Below are 14,012 nucleotides of genomic sequence, written 5' to 3'. Positions count from 1 at the left end.
ATATGTCAGAGAATAGTTATGATTCTTCGAGTATTAAGGTTTTAAAAGGCCTTGATGCGGTACGTAAGAGACCGGGAATGTACATTGGTGATACCGATGATGGCACAGGTCTACATCACATGGTATTCGAAGTGGTCGATAACTCTATCGATGAAGCACTTGCTGGCTATTGTAGTGATGTCACCATCAAAATCCATTCTGATGGCTCGGTATCGGTTAAAGATGATGGCCGTGGTATTCCAGTCTCTATCCATGAGGAAGAGGGGGTATCTGCTGCTGAAGTGATTATGACGGTTTTGCACGCCGGTGGTAAGTTTGATGATAACTCTTACAAAGTGTCTGGTGGTCTCCACGGTGTAGGTGTTTCTGTGGTTAACGCACTGTCTGAAAAGCTGCAAATGACCATTCGTCGTGACGGTAAGGTATACGAGCAGTTCTATACCCACGGTGTACCTGATGCGCCTATCTCTGTGGTGGGTGAAGCTGCGACTACTGGGACCGAAATTCGTTTTTGGCCAAGTAACGAAACTTTTACCGACGTAGAATTTCATTTTGATATTCTGGCTAAACGTGTACGCGAACTGTCTTTCCTTAACTCGGGTGTTGGTATTCGCTTGGTCGATGAGCGTGATAACCGTGATGAGTTCTTTAAATATGAAGGCGGTATTAGTGCATTTGTTGATTATCTGAATGTTAATAAAACACCAGTAAACAAAGAAGTATTCCATTTTATCCAAGAACGTGACGACGGTATTACCGTTGAAGTGGCGATGCAGTGGAACGATGGCTTCCAAGAAAACATCTTCTGTTTTACTAACAATATTCCTCAGCGTGATGGTGGTACTCACTTAGCGGGTTTCCGTAGTGCATTGACCCGTAACCTGAATGCTTATATGGATCGTGAAGGATTCAATAAAAAGGGTAAAACCAGCGCCACCGGTGACGATGCTCGTGAAGGTTTGACGGCAGTTATTTCGGTTAAAGTGCCTGATCCTAAGTTTAGCTCGCAAACCAAAGATAAATTGGTTTCAAGTGAAGTGAAAACCGCGGTAGAGCAAACCATGGGTGAGCAGTTAAGTGATTACTTAATGGAGCATCCAAACGAAGCTAAGCTGATTGTGGGTAAGATTATCGACGCTGCGCGTGCTCGTGAAGCGGCGCGTAAAGCCCGTGAAATGACTCGTCGTAAAGGCGCATTAGATTTAGGTGGTTTGCCAGGTAAACTTGCTGACTGCCAAGAGAAAGACCCTGCGCTTTCTGAAATATACATAGTGGAAGGGGACTCTGCTGGCGGTAGTGCCAAGCAGGGGCGTAACCGTAAGAACCAAGCGATTCTGCCACTAAAGGGTAAAATCCTTAACGTAGAGAAGGCCCGTTTCGACAAGATGTTGTCGTCACAAGAAGTGGCAACGCTGATCACTGCGTTAGGTTGTGGGATTGGCCGTGATGAATACGATCCAGATAAGACCCGTTATCACAACATCGTTATCATGACCGATGCTGACGTCGACGGCTCGCACATTCGTACCTTGCTGCTGACCTTCTTCTTCCGTCAAATGCCTGAGCTTATCGAGCGTGGTTATGTGTACATTGCCCAGCCACCACTGTACAAAGTGAAAAAAGGTAAGCAAGAGCAGTACCTAAAAGACGATCCTGCACTAACCGAATACCTGACTAACCTTGCATTGGATGGGGGGGAAATTCACCCATCGAAAGATGCGCCGGCCATGTCGGGTGCGCCATTAGAGAAGCTGGTTTATCAATATCGCGAAGTCGAGCAAATTTTCGATCGTCTTGAAAAGCGTTTTCCATTGATGCTGACCGAGCGCATGCTGTATCAAGCTCCGTTAACTGACGAACTGTTAGCCGATGAAGCCAAAGTTAAGCAATGGTGCGACACTTATGTGGCTGCGCTAAAAGAAGCCGAGTCTGGTGGGTTTATCTTTAGCGGCGAAGCTGTGTTTGATCCTGAGCGTAAAGTGTATCTGCCACAGATCACTATTCGTAAGCATGGTATCGACGCCCATTACCTGTTCTCGTATGACTTCCTGCATTCAAGCGATTATCTGCGTATGGCGAAACTGGCCGATGCGCTTGACGGTTTGATTGAAGAGGGTGGCTACGTTAAACGCGGTGAGCGTACTAAAGAGATCAGCTCTTTCGTTGAAGCGTTAGATTGGTTGATGGGCGATTCAAAGCGTGGTCTTTATATCCAACGCTATAAAGGTTTGGGTGAGATGAACCCTGAGCAGCTTTGGGAAACCACGATGGATCCTGAGTCGCGTCGTATGCTTCGAGTGACTATCGAAGATGCCATTGGCGCCGATCAGCTATTTACCTGTTTGATGGGTGATCAGGTTGAGCCGCGTCGCGAATTTATTGAATCAAACGCACTTAACGTGGCTAACTTAGACGTGTAAGTCTTATTGACCGTTAAGCAGCAAAAGCCTCAGAGAGATCTGGGGCTTTTTTGTTGCTCATTTTTGACCATCGACTTCGATAAAGAATGAGTGGGAAGTGAGGCAAATTGCTCTCCATCCATCGGCCTCTAACTTACCAGATCTCGAGTGAAATTGGTTTGCTATAAAACTCGTGGCTTATATGCTGATTGGGATAGATGTTGACTAATAAGCTTAGCGAAAGCTAGCGCGTGTTCATTGTCACCATGCAGACAGATACTGCTGGCCTTTATGATGACCGATTTATCATCTAAGGTGCTAATAGGCTGATGATTGATAATATGCTCAACTTGTTTCATCGCCGTTTGCGTGTCTTCTATGACGGCGCCGGCAAGGCTGCGTGAGGCCAAAGCGCCGCTGGCTAAATAAGCTCTGTCGGCAAAGGCTTCTTCAATAACGTCAATATGTTGTGCGCGTGCTTGATGGACGAGTGCGCTGCCCGCTAGCATCAGCAGTTTTAAGCTTGGATCGACGCGCTTTATCACATCGATAATGATTTGTCCCAAATCGCTGTTTTCAGCTGCTTGGTTGTAAAGCGCGCCATGAGGCTTAACATGGTGCAGTTTTACGGCTAAGGCATCGCAAATTTGCTTTAAAGTGATGATTTGATCATATAGCGAGTCCAACAGCTCATTTTTGTTTAGATCCATGGTTTGACGGCCAAAGTTTGCTCTGTCTGGATAACTCGGATGGGCGCCAATTAGCACATTACATTGCTTAGCGAGTGTTACCGTTTGGCACATGGAGGCTTGATCGCCCGCGTGGCCGCCGCAGGCGATGTTAGCGCTGGTAATGATCTGCAATAACGCTGCATCGTTTACGCCTCCCTCGCCCAAATCGGCGTTGAGATCGATAGCGTAACGCCGCCCAACTTGCTTGGTGTTAACTGCCATCCATTGCCCTCGCTAAACGATAATGATACTGCTGCCATTCATAGTTGGCACTTTGTGCCTGACTTGGGCTGATATGTTGGAATAGCAACGCTTGTCCCGGTCTCATTTGCGCTACTTTCCATAAATCAGCCGCTATCACGCAGGCAATTCTAGGATATCCGCCAGTGGTTTGCGCATCTGCCATCAATACAATAGGTTGGCCATTCGGTGGAACTTGTACCACCCCTGGCATTACGCCGTGGGAGCGTAGATTAATGTCGGTTTCGGTTGCAAGGGGGTGACCATCGAGCCGAGTCCCCATGCGGTTGCTTTGATTGGAGACTTTCCAAGACGTATGCCAAAAGGCTTTTTTACTGGATGGACTAAAGAGCGGTAATTCTGGGCCGGGAAGGGCTCTTAAGATGCCGTCGTTGACTCGCTGTACCGCACCAATTGGACGGCTAAAATTGCTGAATTCAATTTTTTCTATGTTCAAGTTATCGCCGGCTCTAAGGTAGCGTCCATGGTGTCCGCCAAACTGGTTGGTGATGTCGGTGCCTTTACCCTTTAAAACCGTCTCACAAGCAATGCCTCCCATGATGGCGAGGTAGCCGTACATCCCTTGTTTCGGACCGCGCACGTGCAGTGTCTCACCTTTATTAACCTTACCGCGCCAGCCATTCCATAAGGGCCTATTATTGATGCTGGCATCGAAGTGCCCACCACATAGGGTGACCCAAGTGTTAGTTTCAAAACGGAGCGAAAATTCACCCGCGCTAAATTCTAATGCTGCACTGTTGTCGGGATTTGCCACTAAACGATTCGCGAGGAGTAACGCTTGTTTATCTATTGCGCCACCAATAGGAATGCCTAAGTGGGCGACTCCAGCGCGGCCTAGATCTTGAATAGTAATATGGCTGTTGACTTGCTCAATATGGATCATGATGTAAATGACCGAGTTGGAACGAAAGTCACGATATCACCAGGTTGTAATAGACTAGGTGAGGGCTGATGAGGGTTAAACAACTTAAGATGGGTTTGGCCGATAAGCTGCCAGCCTCCAGGGCTTTGGCTGGGATAGATCCCCGTTTGTTGTCCACCTATGCCGACAGAGCCTGCAGGTACTTGCAGCCGAGGCGTTGCCAATCTTGGGGTATGTAATGAGGCGGGTAAGCCATCGAGATAGGCAAAACCGGGTTGAAAGCCAATGAAGAACACTTGGTATTTGGCGCTACTGTGCTGGCTAATGACCTCGTCGACACTAAGCTGGTGGGCACTGGCGACATTATTGATATCGGGGCCATATTCACCACCGTATACCACGGGAATTTCGATATGTCGTTGCGCCAATGAATGCTGCGCCGCCTCATCCCATAGTTTTTGTAGTATCGCTTCGCCAGATTTAAGCCGTTCGGCGTTATCAAAATAGAGTGTTAAGTTATTCATCCCAGGAACCGCATTTATAACACCGGTTATGTTTCGGCAGCGACCAGCTATCCAGCAAAGTTTGTTTTGGAGGGCAAAATCGATTGTGGCTCGCGGCGCAGGGTCTAACACCAAGGCGTTTTCACCTAGAGGATAGATGATACTTTCAGATACCATGGCGGTTTAGACCTAGTTGTGGGAACGATAGGGTTAAGTCTAACTTGGCTTTGTATCGTCGCTCAAGCATTGCACTAAAATGATTGGGGTTATTATCCTCGGTCATAAAAAAACGCACCACTAAGGGTGCGTTTTTATTAGCAAAATTAATGCTTACTGCAGTAACGAAATGTCAGCTGCGTGTAAGAACTGATCGCGTAGGCTCGATAGCAAGGCTAGGCGGTTGTTCTTCAGTGCTTCATCATCGGCCATTACCATCACATCTTCAAAGAAGGTATCTACGCTTTCACGTAGGTTTGCGAGCAGTGAAAGGGCTTCTTGATAGTTAGCGGCAGCAAACAGTGGCGCTAGCTGAGGTTGTAGCTCATTAAGCTTGGCTGCTAGGGCTTTTTCGGCGCCTTCAACTAACAAGCTAGCGTCGATAGTGGCTGGAAGCTCACCTTCTACTTTCGCTAGAATGTTAGATACGCGCTTATTGGCTGCAGCGAGAGCTTGAGCTTGCTCAAGGGTTCTAAAGTGAGCAACTGCTTTAATGCGGCTTTCAAAATCGGCCGGTGAAGTAGGGCGACGAGCCAGTACGGCTAAAATCACGTCGACACTGACACCTTGATCTTGATACCAAGCACGGAAGCGGCCCATAAAGAACTCAAGTACCTGTTCTGCCACGTTGTCGTTGCTGAGGTTTTCACCATGAAGCGCTTGTGCTTTAGCAATTAGATCAACCAAATCAAGCGGTAAGTTATTCTCTAAACAGATGCGTAGCACACCAATTGCGGCGCGGCGTAGGGCGAATGGATCGGCTGCGCCTTTTGGTGCTTGGCCAATACCAAAAATACCCACTAAGGTATCGAGCTTCTCTGCTAATGCAACGCAGATAGAGATAGGTGCTGTTGGCACGGTATCGCCAGAGAACTTAGGCTTGTACTGCTCAGCAAGTGCAACCGCTACAGCATCGGTTTCACCATCTAGACGCGCATAGTGCATGCCCATGGTGCCCTGTAGATCGGTGAACTCCATCACCATATTGGTCATCAAGTCTGATTTAGATAGAAGACCTGCACGAGCGGCTTCTTCTTGGTTTGCACCAATGCTGCTGGCAATGAAGCCAGCTAATGCTGAAATGCGCTCAACGCGTTGCTTAATGGTGCCCAACTGCTTTTGGAATACCACGGTTTCAAGGCTAGCAAGACGAGACTCGAGCGACTGCTTTTTGTCGGTTTCGAAGAAGAACTCTGCGTCGGCAAGACGCGGACGAACCACTTTCTCGTTACCTGAGATAATCTGCGCCGGATCTTTAGATTCGATGTTAGTGACGAAAATAAAGTTTGGCAGCAGTGCGCCCGCTTCATCAAATACTGGGAAGTATTTTTGGTCGCCTTTCATGGTGTAAACCAAGGCTTCTGCTGGTACGTCGAGGAATTTCTCTTCGAAGTTGGCGGTCAATACAACTGGCCATTCAACCAGTGAGGTCACTTCTTCGAGTAGATCATCTTCAAGATCGGCCACGCCACCGATTTTAGCGGCAGCAGCTTCGGCGCCCGCTTTAATGATCGCTTTACGCTCAGCGTAATCGGCTAACACTTTACCTTGCTCTTTAAGTGCGCTGAGGTAGTTGTCTGCATGGTCTAGCTCTAAGGTGTCTACACCCATAAAGCGATGACCGCGTATGGTGCGAGCAGATTTTATGCCCAGTAATTCGCCTTCAATTAGCTCGCTACCCATTAGCATAGTCACTGTGTGCACTGGGCGGATAAATTGTGTCTTGCTACTGCCCCAACGCATAGGTTTAGGAATAGGTAGCTTGTCTAGTGCGCGCTGAGCCATATCTGCGATCAGTGACTTTGTTTCTACGCCAACCACTTTAGCTTGATGTAATAACCACTCGCCTTTATCCGTTTTAAGACGTTCGGCTTGTTCAACGCTAATGCCGTTACCACGAGCCCAGCCCATTGCGGCTTTAGTTGGGTTGCCATCGGCATCGAATGCTTGCGCGATGGCAGGACCACGCTTCTCTACCACTTTATCGGCTTGCGCCAATACCAGTTGCTTAACATTGATGGCTAAACGACGAGGAGCTGCATACCAAGTTGCTGATTCAAAGCCCAGCTCGGCTTTATTTAGCTCTTCGGTAAAGTTAGCTAAAAATGATTCTGCTAAGTTACGTAGTGCTTTTGGTGGTAACTCTTCGGTGCCTACTTCAATGAGTAAGTTTTCAAATTTCATCTTTATAACCCTCTACTTACACATTGGGAAACCAAGCGCTTCACGGGCTTGGTAATAGGATTCTGCAACCGCTTTTGCCATGGTGCGAACGCGTAAAATATAACGCTGACGTTCGGTAACCGAAATAGCATGACGAGCATCGAGTAAGTTAAAAGCGTGAGACGCTTTCATCACTTGCTCATAAGCGGGTAGTGGCAGAGGTGTTTCAAGTGCTAGCAAATGGTTACAGGCTTTTTCGCAGTCATCGAACTGCTTGAAAAGCACTTCTACGTTGGCGTGTTCAAAGTTGTAGGTAGACTGCTCAACTTCATTTTGGTGGAAAACATCACCATACATAATCTTGCCCATTGGACCATCAGTCCAAACAAGATCGTAAACGCTATCAACCTCTTGAATGTACATGGCTAGGCGTTCTAAGCCATAGGTGATCTCGCCCGTTACAGGGCTACACTCTAGGCCGCCGACTTGTTGGAAGTAAGTGAACTGAGACACTTCCATACCATTTAGCCAGACTTCCCAGCCCAGTCCCCAAGCACCGAGCGTGGGTGATTCCCAGTTGTCTTCAACGAAGCGCACATCGTGGATACCCATATCGACACCTAAGGCTTCAAGTGACCCTAAATACAGCTCTTGAATGTTGCTTGGTGAAGGTTTTAAGACTACTTGAAACTGGTAGTAGTGTTGCAGGCGGTTAGGGTTTTCACCATAACGGCCATCGGTTGGACGGCGACATGGCTGGACATAGGCGCTGCTCATTGGTTCTGGGCCTAATGAACGCAAGAAAGTCATGGGGTGGAATGTGCCCGCACCCACTTCCATGTCCAGCGGTTGAACGATAGCGCAACCTTGCTGTGCCCAGTATTCTTGCAGGGTTAAGATAAATCCCTGAAATGTTTTTACGTCGTGTTTCGTCGTCATGTCTACTACTGTCAGCTGGTGATAGAAAATGGTTTCGATTATACCTTGTTGAAAACGGCTTATGTAGGTTATTTTTTATCTTAACTGGGGAAAATTGAGAAAAATGTCATGACTATAACGCGTTGTGGTTGGGTGAGTGATGACCCTTTATATCAGGCTTATCATGATGATGTATGGGGAAAACCTGTTTACGATAGTCAAGAGCTGTTTGCTAAGCTCTGCTTAGATGGCCAACAGGCGGGCTTGTCTTGGCTCACTATTTTAAAAAAACAGCAAAATTATGAGGCGGCATTTGCTAATTTCGACCCAAAAATCATTGCCACCTTTGATGAGCAGAAAGTGGAAGCCTTATTGCAAAACCCCGGTATTGTGCGTAATCGCTTAAAGGTGAATTCGATTATAAAAAATGCCAAAGGCTATTTGGCATATGTAGAGCAGGGTAATGATTTTTCGACATTTTTATGGGCTTTTGTCGATGGGAAACCTAGGGTTAATCATTTCACTTCTTTAGCGCAAGTACCTGCACAAACGCCTGAGTCTGAAGCGATGTCAAAGGCGCTTAAGAAGCTCGGTTTCAACTTTGTTGGACCGACCATTTGTTACGCCTTTATGCAAGCGGTGGGCATGGTAAATGATCATCTAGTCGATTGCTGCTGTTATCAACAGCCAGATACATGATTTCGAGTAAAGTGGGCTGGATGAATTCTTGTTATATTCACCATAGCTAAAGTGACGAAGATGGAATGTTGATTGCATTTTTATACGGCATTAAAAAGGGTGTTCCACGTGGAACACCCTTTTTATCGCTTGAATGGAATTTTTACTTCATTTTTAAATTTTCATGAAATTAAAATTGGCGGCCAAACTCCGGCAGATTTTTAAATTGAAAATTGATTAAAGTTCGAAGAAAAATGGCTTGCGCTTGGTTTTCTTACCGTTAAGTTGGTTCATGGTTTCGGCATTGTAAAGTTTGCCGTTGACCATGGTATAAGCCACTCTGTCGGTAACACGAATGTCTTCGAGTGGATTGCCATCGATGACGATCAAGTCGGCAAGCTTACCTGATTTAATCGACCCCAGTTGATGATCCATGGCGAAGGTAATGGCAGGGTTGATGGTTGCCGTTTTTAACACTTCCATATTGCTCATGCCTCCTTGGGCGAACATCCACATCTCCCAATGTGCGGCCAAGCCTTCACGTTGTCCGTGGGCGCCAATGTTTGGTTTAACACCGAGTTCGTTTAACTCATTGGCGACGCGTGCAACATTGAAATGGTTGTAGTGCGCATCGGGTGCGGTAGGTCTGCGCATTGAACGGGCTTGTAAAAGATCACCAGGTACATATTTAGATAGGCGAGGGTGTGACCAGACATCTGTCTTATCATACCAATAGTTTTCGCCTGATATACCACCATAGGCAACTACGAGAGTCGGGGTGTAATGGACATCCGTCTGGCTCCACAACTGTTTAATATCATTGTAAATGGCGCCTGCAGGTAGTGAGTGCTCAACGGTTGAGTGTCCATCGGCGATCATGGTGAGATTATGCTGCAGTAAGCTCCCCCCCTCTGGCACGACCATCATTTCCAACTCGCGGGCTGCGGCAATCACTTGCTGACGTTGGTTTCGTCGTGGTTGGTTATAGCTCTTGACGCTGAATGCACCCACTTTTTTGAGGCGTTCTAAGTGAAACTTGGCATCGTCGAGCGAATCGATGTGCGACGTATATCCCGGTGCATTGGCACCATACAGGATTGTACCCGTTGAGAAGATACGTGGGCCGGCGATATTACCTGCCTTCTGTTGCTCAGAAGCGGCAAAGATCTCGGTGGTGTCGTTAGAGGGATCATGGATGCTGGTGACACCGAGCGACAGGTTGGAATAAAGTTCCCAGTTTTGCTGCGGGATAATTTCACTTTCACCTTGTGCCCCATGAGCGTGTGCGTCAAATAACCCCGGCATTAATGTCTTACCTTTGATGTCGATAACCTCTGCACCAGCAGGGATCTCTGTTGTTGCATCACCCACTGCGACAATCTTGTTGTCTTTGATGATGACAACGCCGTTATCGATAACTTTATCATCTTCCATGGTGACCACTTGGCCGCCGACAAAGGCAATGGTTCCACGTGGAACATCAGCCTTCTTACTAAAACCGATATCGGTGATCTTAGGTTCGCGATTCTCTGACTTAGCCTCTTTCTCTGCAGTAGTGTAGCTGCTATCCACGTTAACTTGATAGAGCTCTGGTCCTAATGTCCAATAAAGCTGATCGCTGTTGTTGTTCCAACTAATGCTTTCGCCTGCTCGCACGCTTAATTGGGTAACGGGAAGGTTGCTGGCTTTGGGGCCGATATCTATGGTTTCGCCATGTTTGGCAAATGGGGTTACCCAGACTTTAAAGCGCTCAGCAAATGCGAGTTGTTTGCCGTCCGGTGAGACCCTAAACTCGGTTGCGTGCTTACTAGTGTAATGTACCCGTTTTTGGAATCCATGCAGATTAATTGAAGATAACTGTGGCGTCTCATCGTGGTCTAAAAAGAAGACTCGGTCTGACTCTGCGCCAAACTGAGGCTGATAGCCATCGGGAGTGATCTTGGTATTGGCTTTGCCTTTGATGTCGACCACATATAGACCGGGTTCCTGAGACCAAGTTCTAGGGGTGATATTGCCACCTTTAGCTTTACGGTAAACGACTAACTCGCCATCTGGCGAAAACGTGGGCTCAACATATTTGCCAGGTTCTTGGGTGAGTACCTTTGCCTTGCCACCCCGAGCGCTGATAACACGGACACTACCTTGCTTGTCATCATCCCAAGTGGTGAAGACTATCTGTCTGCCATCGCGAGACCATTGCGGGAATAGCTCACGCAGGTCTGCATCTAGTTTGGTGAGTCGAGTGACCTTACCGTCTGGGAGCGCCTTTATCCATAACTTACCTAATGCCTCATAGACGACTTTTTTGCCGTCTGGAGACACCTGCGCCATGCGGAGCATTTTTACGTCGAAGATATCTTTGTCTATGTCCTGCTTAAAGCGTACTGACGGTTGTATAGCAAGCTCTGTCTTAACCGAGAAGGGGATCTGCTTGACTTGCTTATCTGCTACCTTTAGGCGGTTAATTTTACCACCCGCCCAGAACACAAGTTCTTCATTATCGGCGGTCCAGCTTATTGTTGGATATACACCGTGAATAGCCCAGGTTTCTTGCATGTCACGGTCGAGTTTGTCGTATAGTTTGGTTTTTTTACCAGACTTTAAATCCAGTAGATAAAGTGATGATTGGAAGCCATCACGTTTAATGAAGGCGAGTTTGCTTCCATCTGGGCTTGGGGTTGGACGAATTGCACCACCTGTACCTTCGATAAGCACCTCAATACCACCCGTTTGAGTATCGTAGCGCTTAATCTTATAGATACCCTTGACCGAGTCTTTTGAGTAGTGGAAGGTTTTGCCTGGCGTGGCGTCTTGACTGAAGTAAACGTAGCGGCCATCTGGCGAATAGGCGGGTTCGCCCAGATCTTTCTGTTCGTTAGGGCGCTCAGTTAGTTTGACACCATCGCCGCCGGCCACATGATAAAGCCAAACTTCGCCAGCTCCTAAGCTACGGCTGCCAGTAAAATGCTTACGCGCGATAAGGTATTGTGAGTCGGGGCTCCAAGCTGGGCTGTTGAGTAAGCGGAATGTCTCTTTTGTCACTGGGCGAGGGTTGCTGCCATCGGCATCCATAATCCATATATTGTCGCCACCATCTTCATCTGAGGTAAATGCAATGGATTTACCATCAGGGCTATAAACGGGCTGCATCTGCCATGCGATGCCTTTAGCGAGAGCTTTTGCTTCGCCACCTTCGATTGGCATTTGGTAGATATCGCCCAACAGATCAAACACTATGGCTTTGCCATCAGGACTTACACTGACGTTCATCCAAGTCCCTTCAGATACGTCTATTTTGATTTGTTGAAGCGGGGCATTTGCTGGAGCATTAACTTGCCAATTGGTGGAGTCTTGAGTGGTTTCTTGTGTAAATGCTTGGGGGCTTAGAGCGAGTGCTATTACTGCACATAAGGGCTTAATTTGTTGTGTTAGCATTATTATATCCGTTTAATTGTTATTGTTTCCGTAGGCATACGTTGTGCCGAGTATCGCTAGTTTTTACTTATTGATGGTGAAATGTGTATAGCTGCAAAAAATTATGTGCTGGCGACACTCATATCACTGTACTGTCAGTTTTATCGATGTAGTTCAATACTAGTTATCGCATAAATTGGTTAACAGTAACACCCAATTTATGTGACAGAAAATGAATGGTATTTAGATGGCGAAATAGAGTCTAGGGTGAATGCAAGCCACTTGTGTCAGTGGCTAGTTCAGAAGTAATAAAGGTGTGGCGTCGATTAAAGTAATTGCAGCTGCTCACTAAAATACACTCTATTACCAATATCTATGGTAGCGTCATTGAGCACTTTGCAGGTGATGCCACCACGCCAATCTGGAGTTAATGCTTTCTCTAAGCCAGGGAAGGCTGCTTGCATCTTTCTACAGGGATCGGTTTCACCTGTAACTAGAAGCTGCAGATCTCCAACATGCATAATTTTACCGACATCTTGCGGCCCAAAGCGGACACCTTCGACCAATAAGTTAGCCCTACGTGTTGTCCATGGTAGTTGAGTGTTAAGCGATTCGCAGGCCTGCTCCCATTGTTCGAATGAGAGCACTGTAACCTGTCTGTTACCTGGTTTACCAAAAATATCTTGGGCAACGCCGCTGCTGGTAGTGACCAATGCGGTTGAGGTTTCTAACATTGGGCCGCGCTTGACCACTTTATAGCTAATGCCTTGTAAACTTGCCATTTATCCTATCCTTTTGATGACTATCACTCAGTGTAAACTGTGCTCGACTCCGCTGGCAAGTGTTACTAAAAGGGTAAACTCTTATGGGCTATAGGCCTTTCTTTATCAGATATTGGTATGGTACCGCTTCGGTGTTACTGGCGATTAATGTGTGATCCATAAATTCACAAAAGCTGGGGATATCCCGGGTGGTTGCCGGATCATCTGCAATGACCAACAAGGTCTCGCCATCATTCATATTTCGAACTGATTTTCTGACCATCATAACGGGTTCTGGGCAGCGAAGTCCCATGGCATCGAGTTGGTGTTGGGCGTCTGAAAATGGATTACTCATATATTCAACCTTAGAAGATGAAAAACTCACTTTAAACAGAAGCAGCTAATGTTACGCTAGCGGCGTGACTAAGCCAATATGTGGGTACGGTTTTGTGAACTCAAGGAGGTTGTTTCACGTGAAACAGCCTTTAATATGGCTTACGCGAGTGAACCACTATCGGTTAACCAGGCAAATTTACCATTTGTCGCATGAATAAGATCTTGTGGTTGGATGCCAATATCTAAGCCGCGACGCCCTCCACTGATATAGCAGCGTTCGAGTTTTACTGCACTTTGATGAATAAAAGTGACGAGACGTTTTTTTTGGCCGATAGGGCTGACCCCTCCCAATATATATCCTGTGGCTCGCTGCACTACATCGGCAGGCGCCATGGCCGCTTTTTTGGCTGCGGCGGCTTTAGCCAAACGCTTCATATTGAGCTTTTCATCGACAGGGATGATGGCGACCACCAATTGACCTGAGTCCAGTTGGGCGACTAAGGTTTTAAAGACCTGCTCCACCGGAAGGTTAAGTTTTTCTGCAGCCTCTAAGCCAAAGGCTTTGGCGTTGCTATCATGTTGATATTCGTGAAGGCTGTAGCTGATGTTGGCTTTATCTAAGGCTTTGGTTGCTGGTGTCATTGCTCTTTCTTTATAGGCGTCGGTGCATGACAGAAAGTGTCAATGCATGATAAGGAATTTTAGCTATCGTTTGCCAACCTTGACTGTGATAAAGGCCGACATTTTTACTTTCTGTCTCAATTGTATCA

The 14,012-nt window shown here is 46.9% G+C and carries 11 protein-coding genes; 2 read left to right on the top strand and 9 right to left on the bottom strand.

Features of this window, described 5'->3' with window-relative positions:
- Window positions 1-2: 2 nt before the first annotated feature.
- Window positions 3-2,420: a DNA topoisomerase (ATP-hydrolyzing) subunit B gene (gyrB, locus tag DN599_RS17005; RefSeq protein ID WP_110458786.1), complete on the top strand. Its 2,418-nt coding sequence runs from the start codon at window positions 3-5 to the stop codon at window positions 2,418-2,420.
- A 161-nt stretch (window positions 2,421-2,581) separates the two neighbouring features.
- On the opposite strand, the gene pxpA is transcribed toward gyrB, so the two are convergent.
- The 5 genes from pxpA to glyQ all read right to left on the bottom strand — a co-directional run bounded on the left by pxpA (window position 2,582) and on the right by glyQ (window position 8,074).
- A complete protein-coding gene (gene pxpA / locus DN599_RS17000; protein ID WP_110458785.1) occupies window positions 2,582-3,352 on the bottom strand; it encodes a 5-oxoprolinase subunit PxpA in 771 nt (256 codons plus the stop codon).
- Window positions 3,342-4,274 (bottom strand): 5-oxoprolinase subunit C family protein, encoded by a 933-nt coding sequence (locus tag DN599_RS16995; protein WP_110458784.1) that lies wholly within the window; start codon window positions 4,272-4,274, stop codon window positions 3,342-3,344. The genes pxpA and DN599_RS16995 overlap by 11 nt, the downstream gene beginning before the upstream one ends.
- A complete protein-coding gene (gene pxpB / locus DN599_RS16990; RefSeq protein ID WP_110458783.1) occupies window positions 4,271-4,933 on the bottom strand; it encodes a 5-oxoprolinase subunit PxpB in 663 nt (220 codons plus the stop codon). The genes DN599_RS16995 and pxpB overlap by 4 nt, the downstream gene beginning before the upstream one ends.
- Window positions 4,934-5,086: 153 nt before the next feature.
- Entirely contained in the window at window positions 5,087-7,156 is a 2,070-nt protein-coding gene (gene glyS, locus DN599_RS16985; protein ID WP_110458782.1) for a glycine--tRNA ligase subunit beta, read from the bottom strand.
- A gap of 12 nt (window positions 7,157-7,168) precedes the next feature.
- The gene (gene glyQ, locus DN599_RS16980; RefSeq protein ID WP_110458781.1) at window positions 7,169-8,074 is read right to left on the bottom strand and encodes a glycine--tRNA ligase subunit alpha; all 906 of its coding nucleotides are present in this window, start codon (window positions 8,072-8,074) and stop codon (window positions 7,169-7,171) included.
- 108 nt (window positions 8,075-8,182) lie between these two features.
- Between glyQ and DN599_RS16975 the strand changes: the two genes are divergently transcribed.
- Entirely contained in the window at window positions 8,183-8,752 is a 570-nt protein-coding gene (locus DN599_RS16975; RefSeq protein ID WP_110458780.1) for a DNA-3-methyladenine glycosylase I, read from the top strand.
- A 216-nt stretch (window positions 8,753-8,968) separates the two neighbouring features.
- Here DN599_RS16975 and DN599_RS16970 read toward each other — a convergent pair whose 3' ends face one another.
- From DN599_RS16970 to ybaK, 4 genes are all read right to left on the bottom strand, one after another.
- Entirely contained in the window at window positions 8,969-12,166 is a 3,198-nt protein-coding gene (locus DN599_RS16970) for an amidohydrolase family protein (protein WP_110458779.1), read from the bottom strand.
- Between the two features lie 305 nt (window positions 12,167-12,471).
- Entirely contained in the window at window positions 12,472-12,927 is a 456-nt protein-coding gene (locus tag DN599_RS16965; protein ID WP_110458778.1) for an MOSC domain-containing protein, read from the bottom strand.
- 88 nt (window positions 12,928-13,015) lie between these two features.
- Window positions 13,016-13,261 (bottom strand): sulfurtransferase TusA, encoded by a 246-nt coding sequence (gene tusA, locus DN599_RS16960; protein WP_110458777.1) that lies wholly within the window; start codon window positions 13,259-13,261, stop codon window positions 13,016-13,018.
- A 140-nt stretch (window positions 13,262-13,401) separates the two neighbouring features.
- Window positions 13,402-13,884, bottom strand: a complete 483-nt coding sequence (gene ybaK, locus DN599_RS16955; protein ID WP_110458776.1) for a Cys-tRNA(Pro) deacylase — start codon at window positions 13,882-13,884, stop codon at window positions 13,402-13,404.
- Between the last annotated feature and the right edge of the window lie 128 nt (window positions 13,885-14,012).

The sequence above is a fragment of the Shewanella algidipiscicola genome, assembly GCF_900380485.1.
GTDB classification, from domain to species: domain Bacteria; phylum Pseudomonadota; class Gammaproteobacteria; order Enterobacterales; family Shewanellaceae; genus Shewanella; species Shewanella algidipiscicola.
The sequence above is the reverse complement of the archived record's forward strand: the minus strand, read 5'-3'. Positions and strand labels throughout refer to the sequence as shown.

Bases quoted from the DNA above. Each gene is read 5' to 3' on its own strand.
- DN599_RS16975 (WP_110458780.1), top strand. From the start codon at position 8,183: ATGACTATAACGCGTTGTGGTTGGGTGAGTGATGACCCTTTATATCAG.
- DN599_RS16995 (WP_110458784.1), bottom strand. From the start codon at position 4,274: ATGATCCATATTGAGCAAGTCAACAGCCATATTACTATTCAAGATCTA.
- glyQ (WP_110458781.1), bottom strand. From the start codon at position 8,074: ATGACGACGAAACACGACGTAAAAACATTTCAGGGATTTATCTTAACC.
- tusA (WP_110458777.1), bottom strand. From the start codon at position 13,261: ATGAGTAATCCATTTTCAGACGCCCAACACCAACTCGATGCCATGGGA.
- ybaK (WP_110458776.1), bottom strand. From the start codon at position 13,884: ATGACACCAGCAACCAAAGCCTTAGATAAAGCCAACATCAGCTACAGC.
- DN599_RS16970 (WP_110458779.1), bottom strand. From the start codon at position 12,166: ATGCTAACACAACAAATTAAGCCCTTATGTGCAGTAATAGCACTCGCT.
- pxpB (WP_110458783.1), bottom strand. From the start codon at position 4,933: ATGGTATCTGAAAGTATCATCTATCCTCTAGGTGAAAACGCCTTGGTG.
- gyrB (WP_110458786.1), top strand. From the start codon at position 3: ATGTCAGAGAATAGTTATGATTCTTCGAGTATTAAGGTTTTAAAAGGC.
- glyS (WP_110458782.1), bottom strand. From the start codon at position 7,156: ATGAAATTTGAAAACTTACTCATTGAAGTAGGCACCGAAGAGTTACCA.
- pxpA (WP_110458785.1), bottom strand. From the start codon at position 3,352: ATGGCAGTTAACACCAAGCAAGTTGGGCGGCGTTACGCTATCGATCTC.
- DN599_RS16965 (WP_110458778.1), bottom strand. From the start codon at position 12,927: ATGGCAAGTTTACAAGGCATTAGCTATAAAGTGGTCAAGCGCGGCCCA.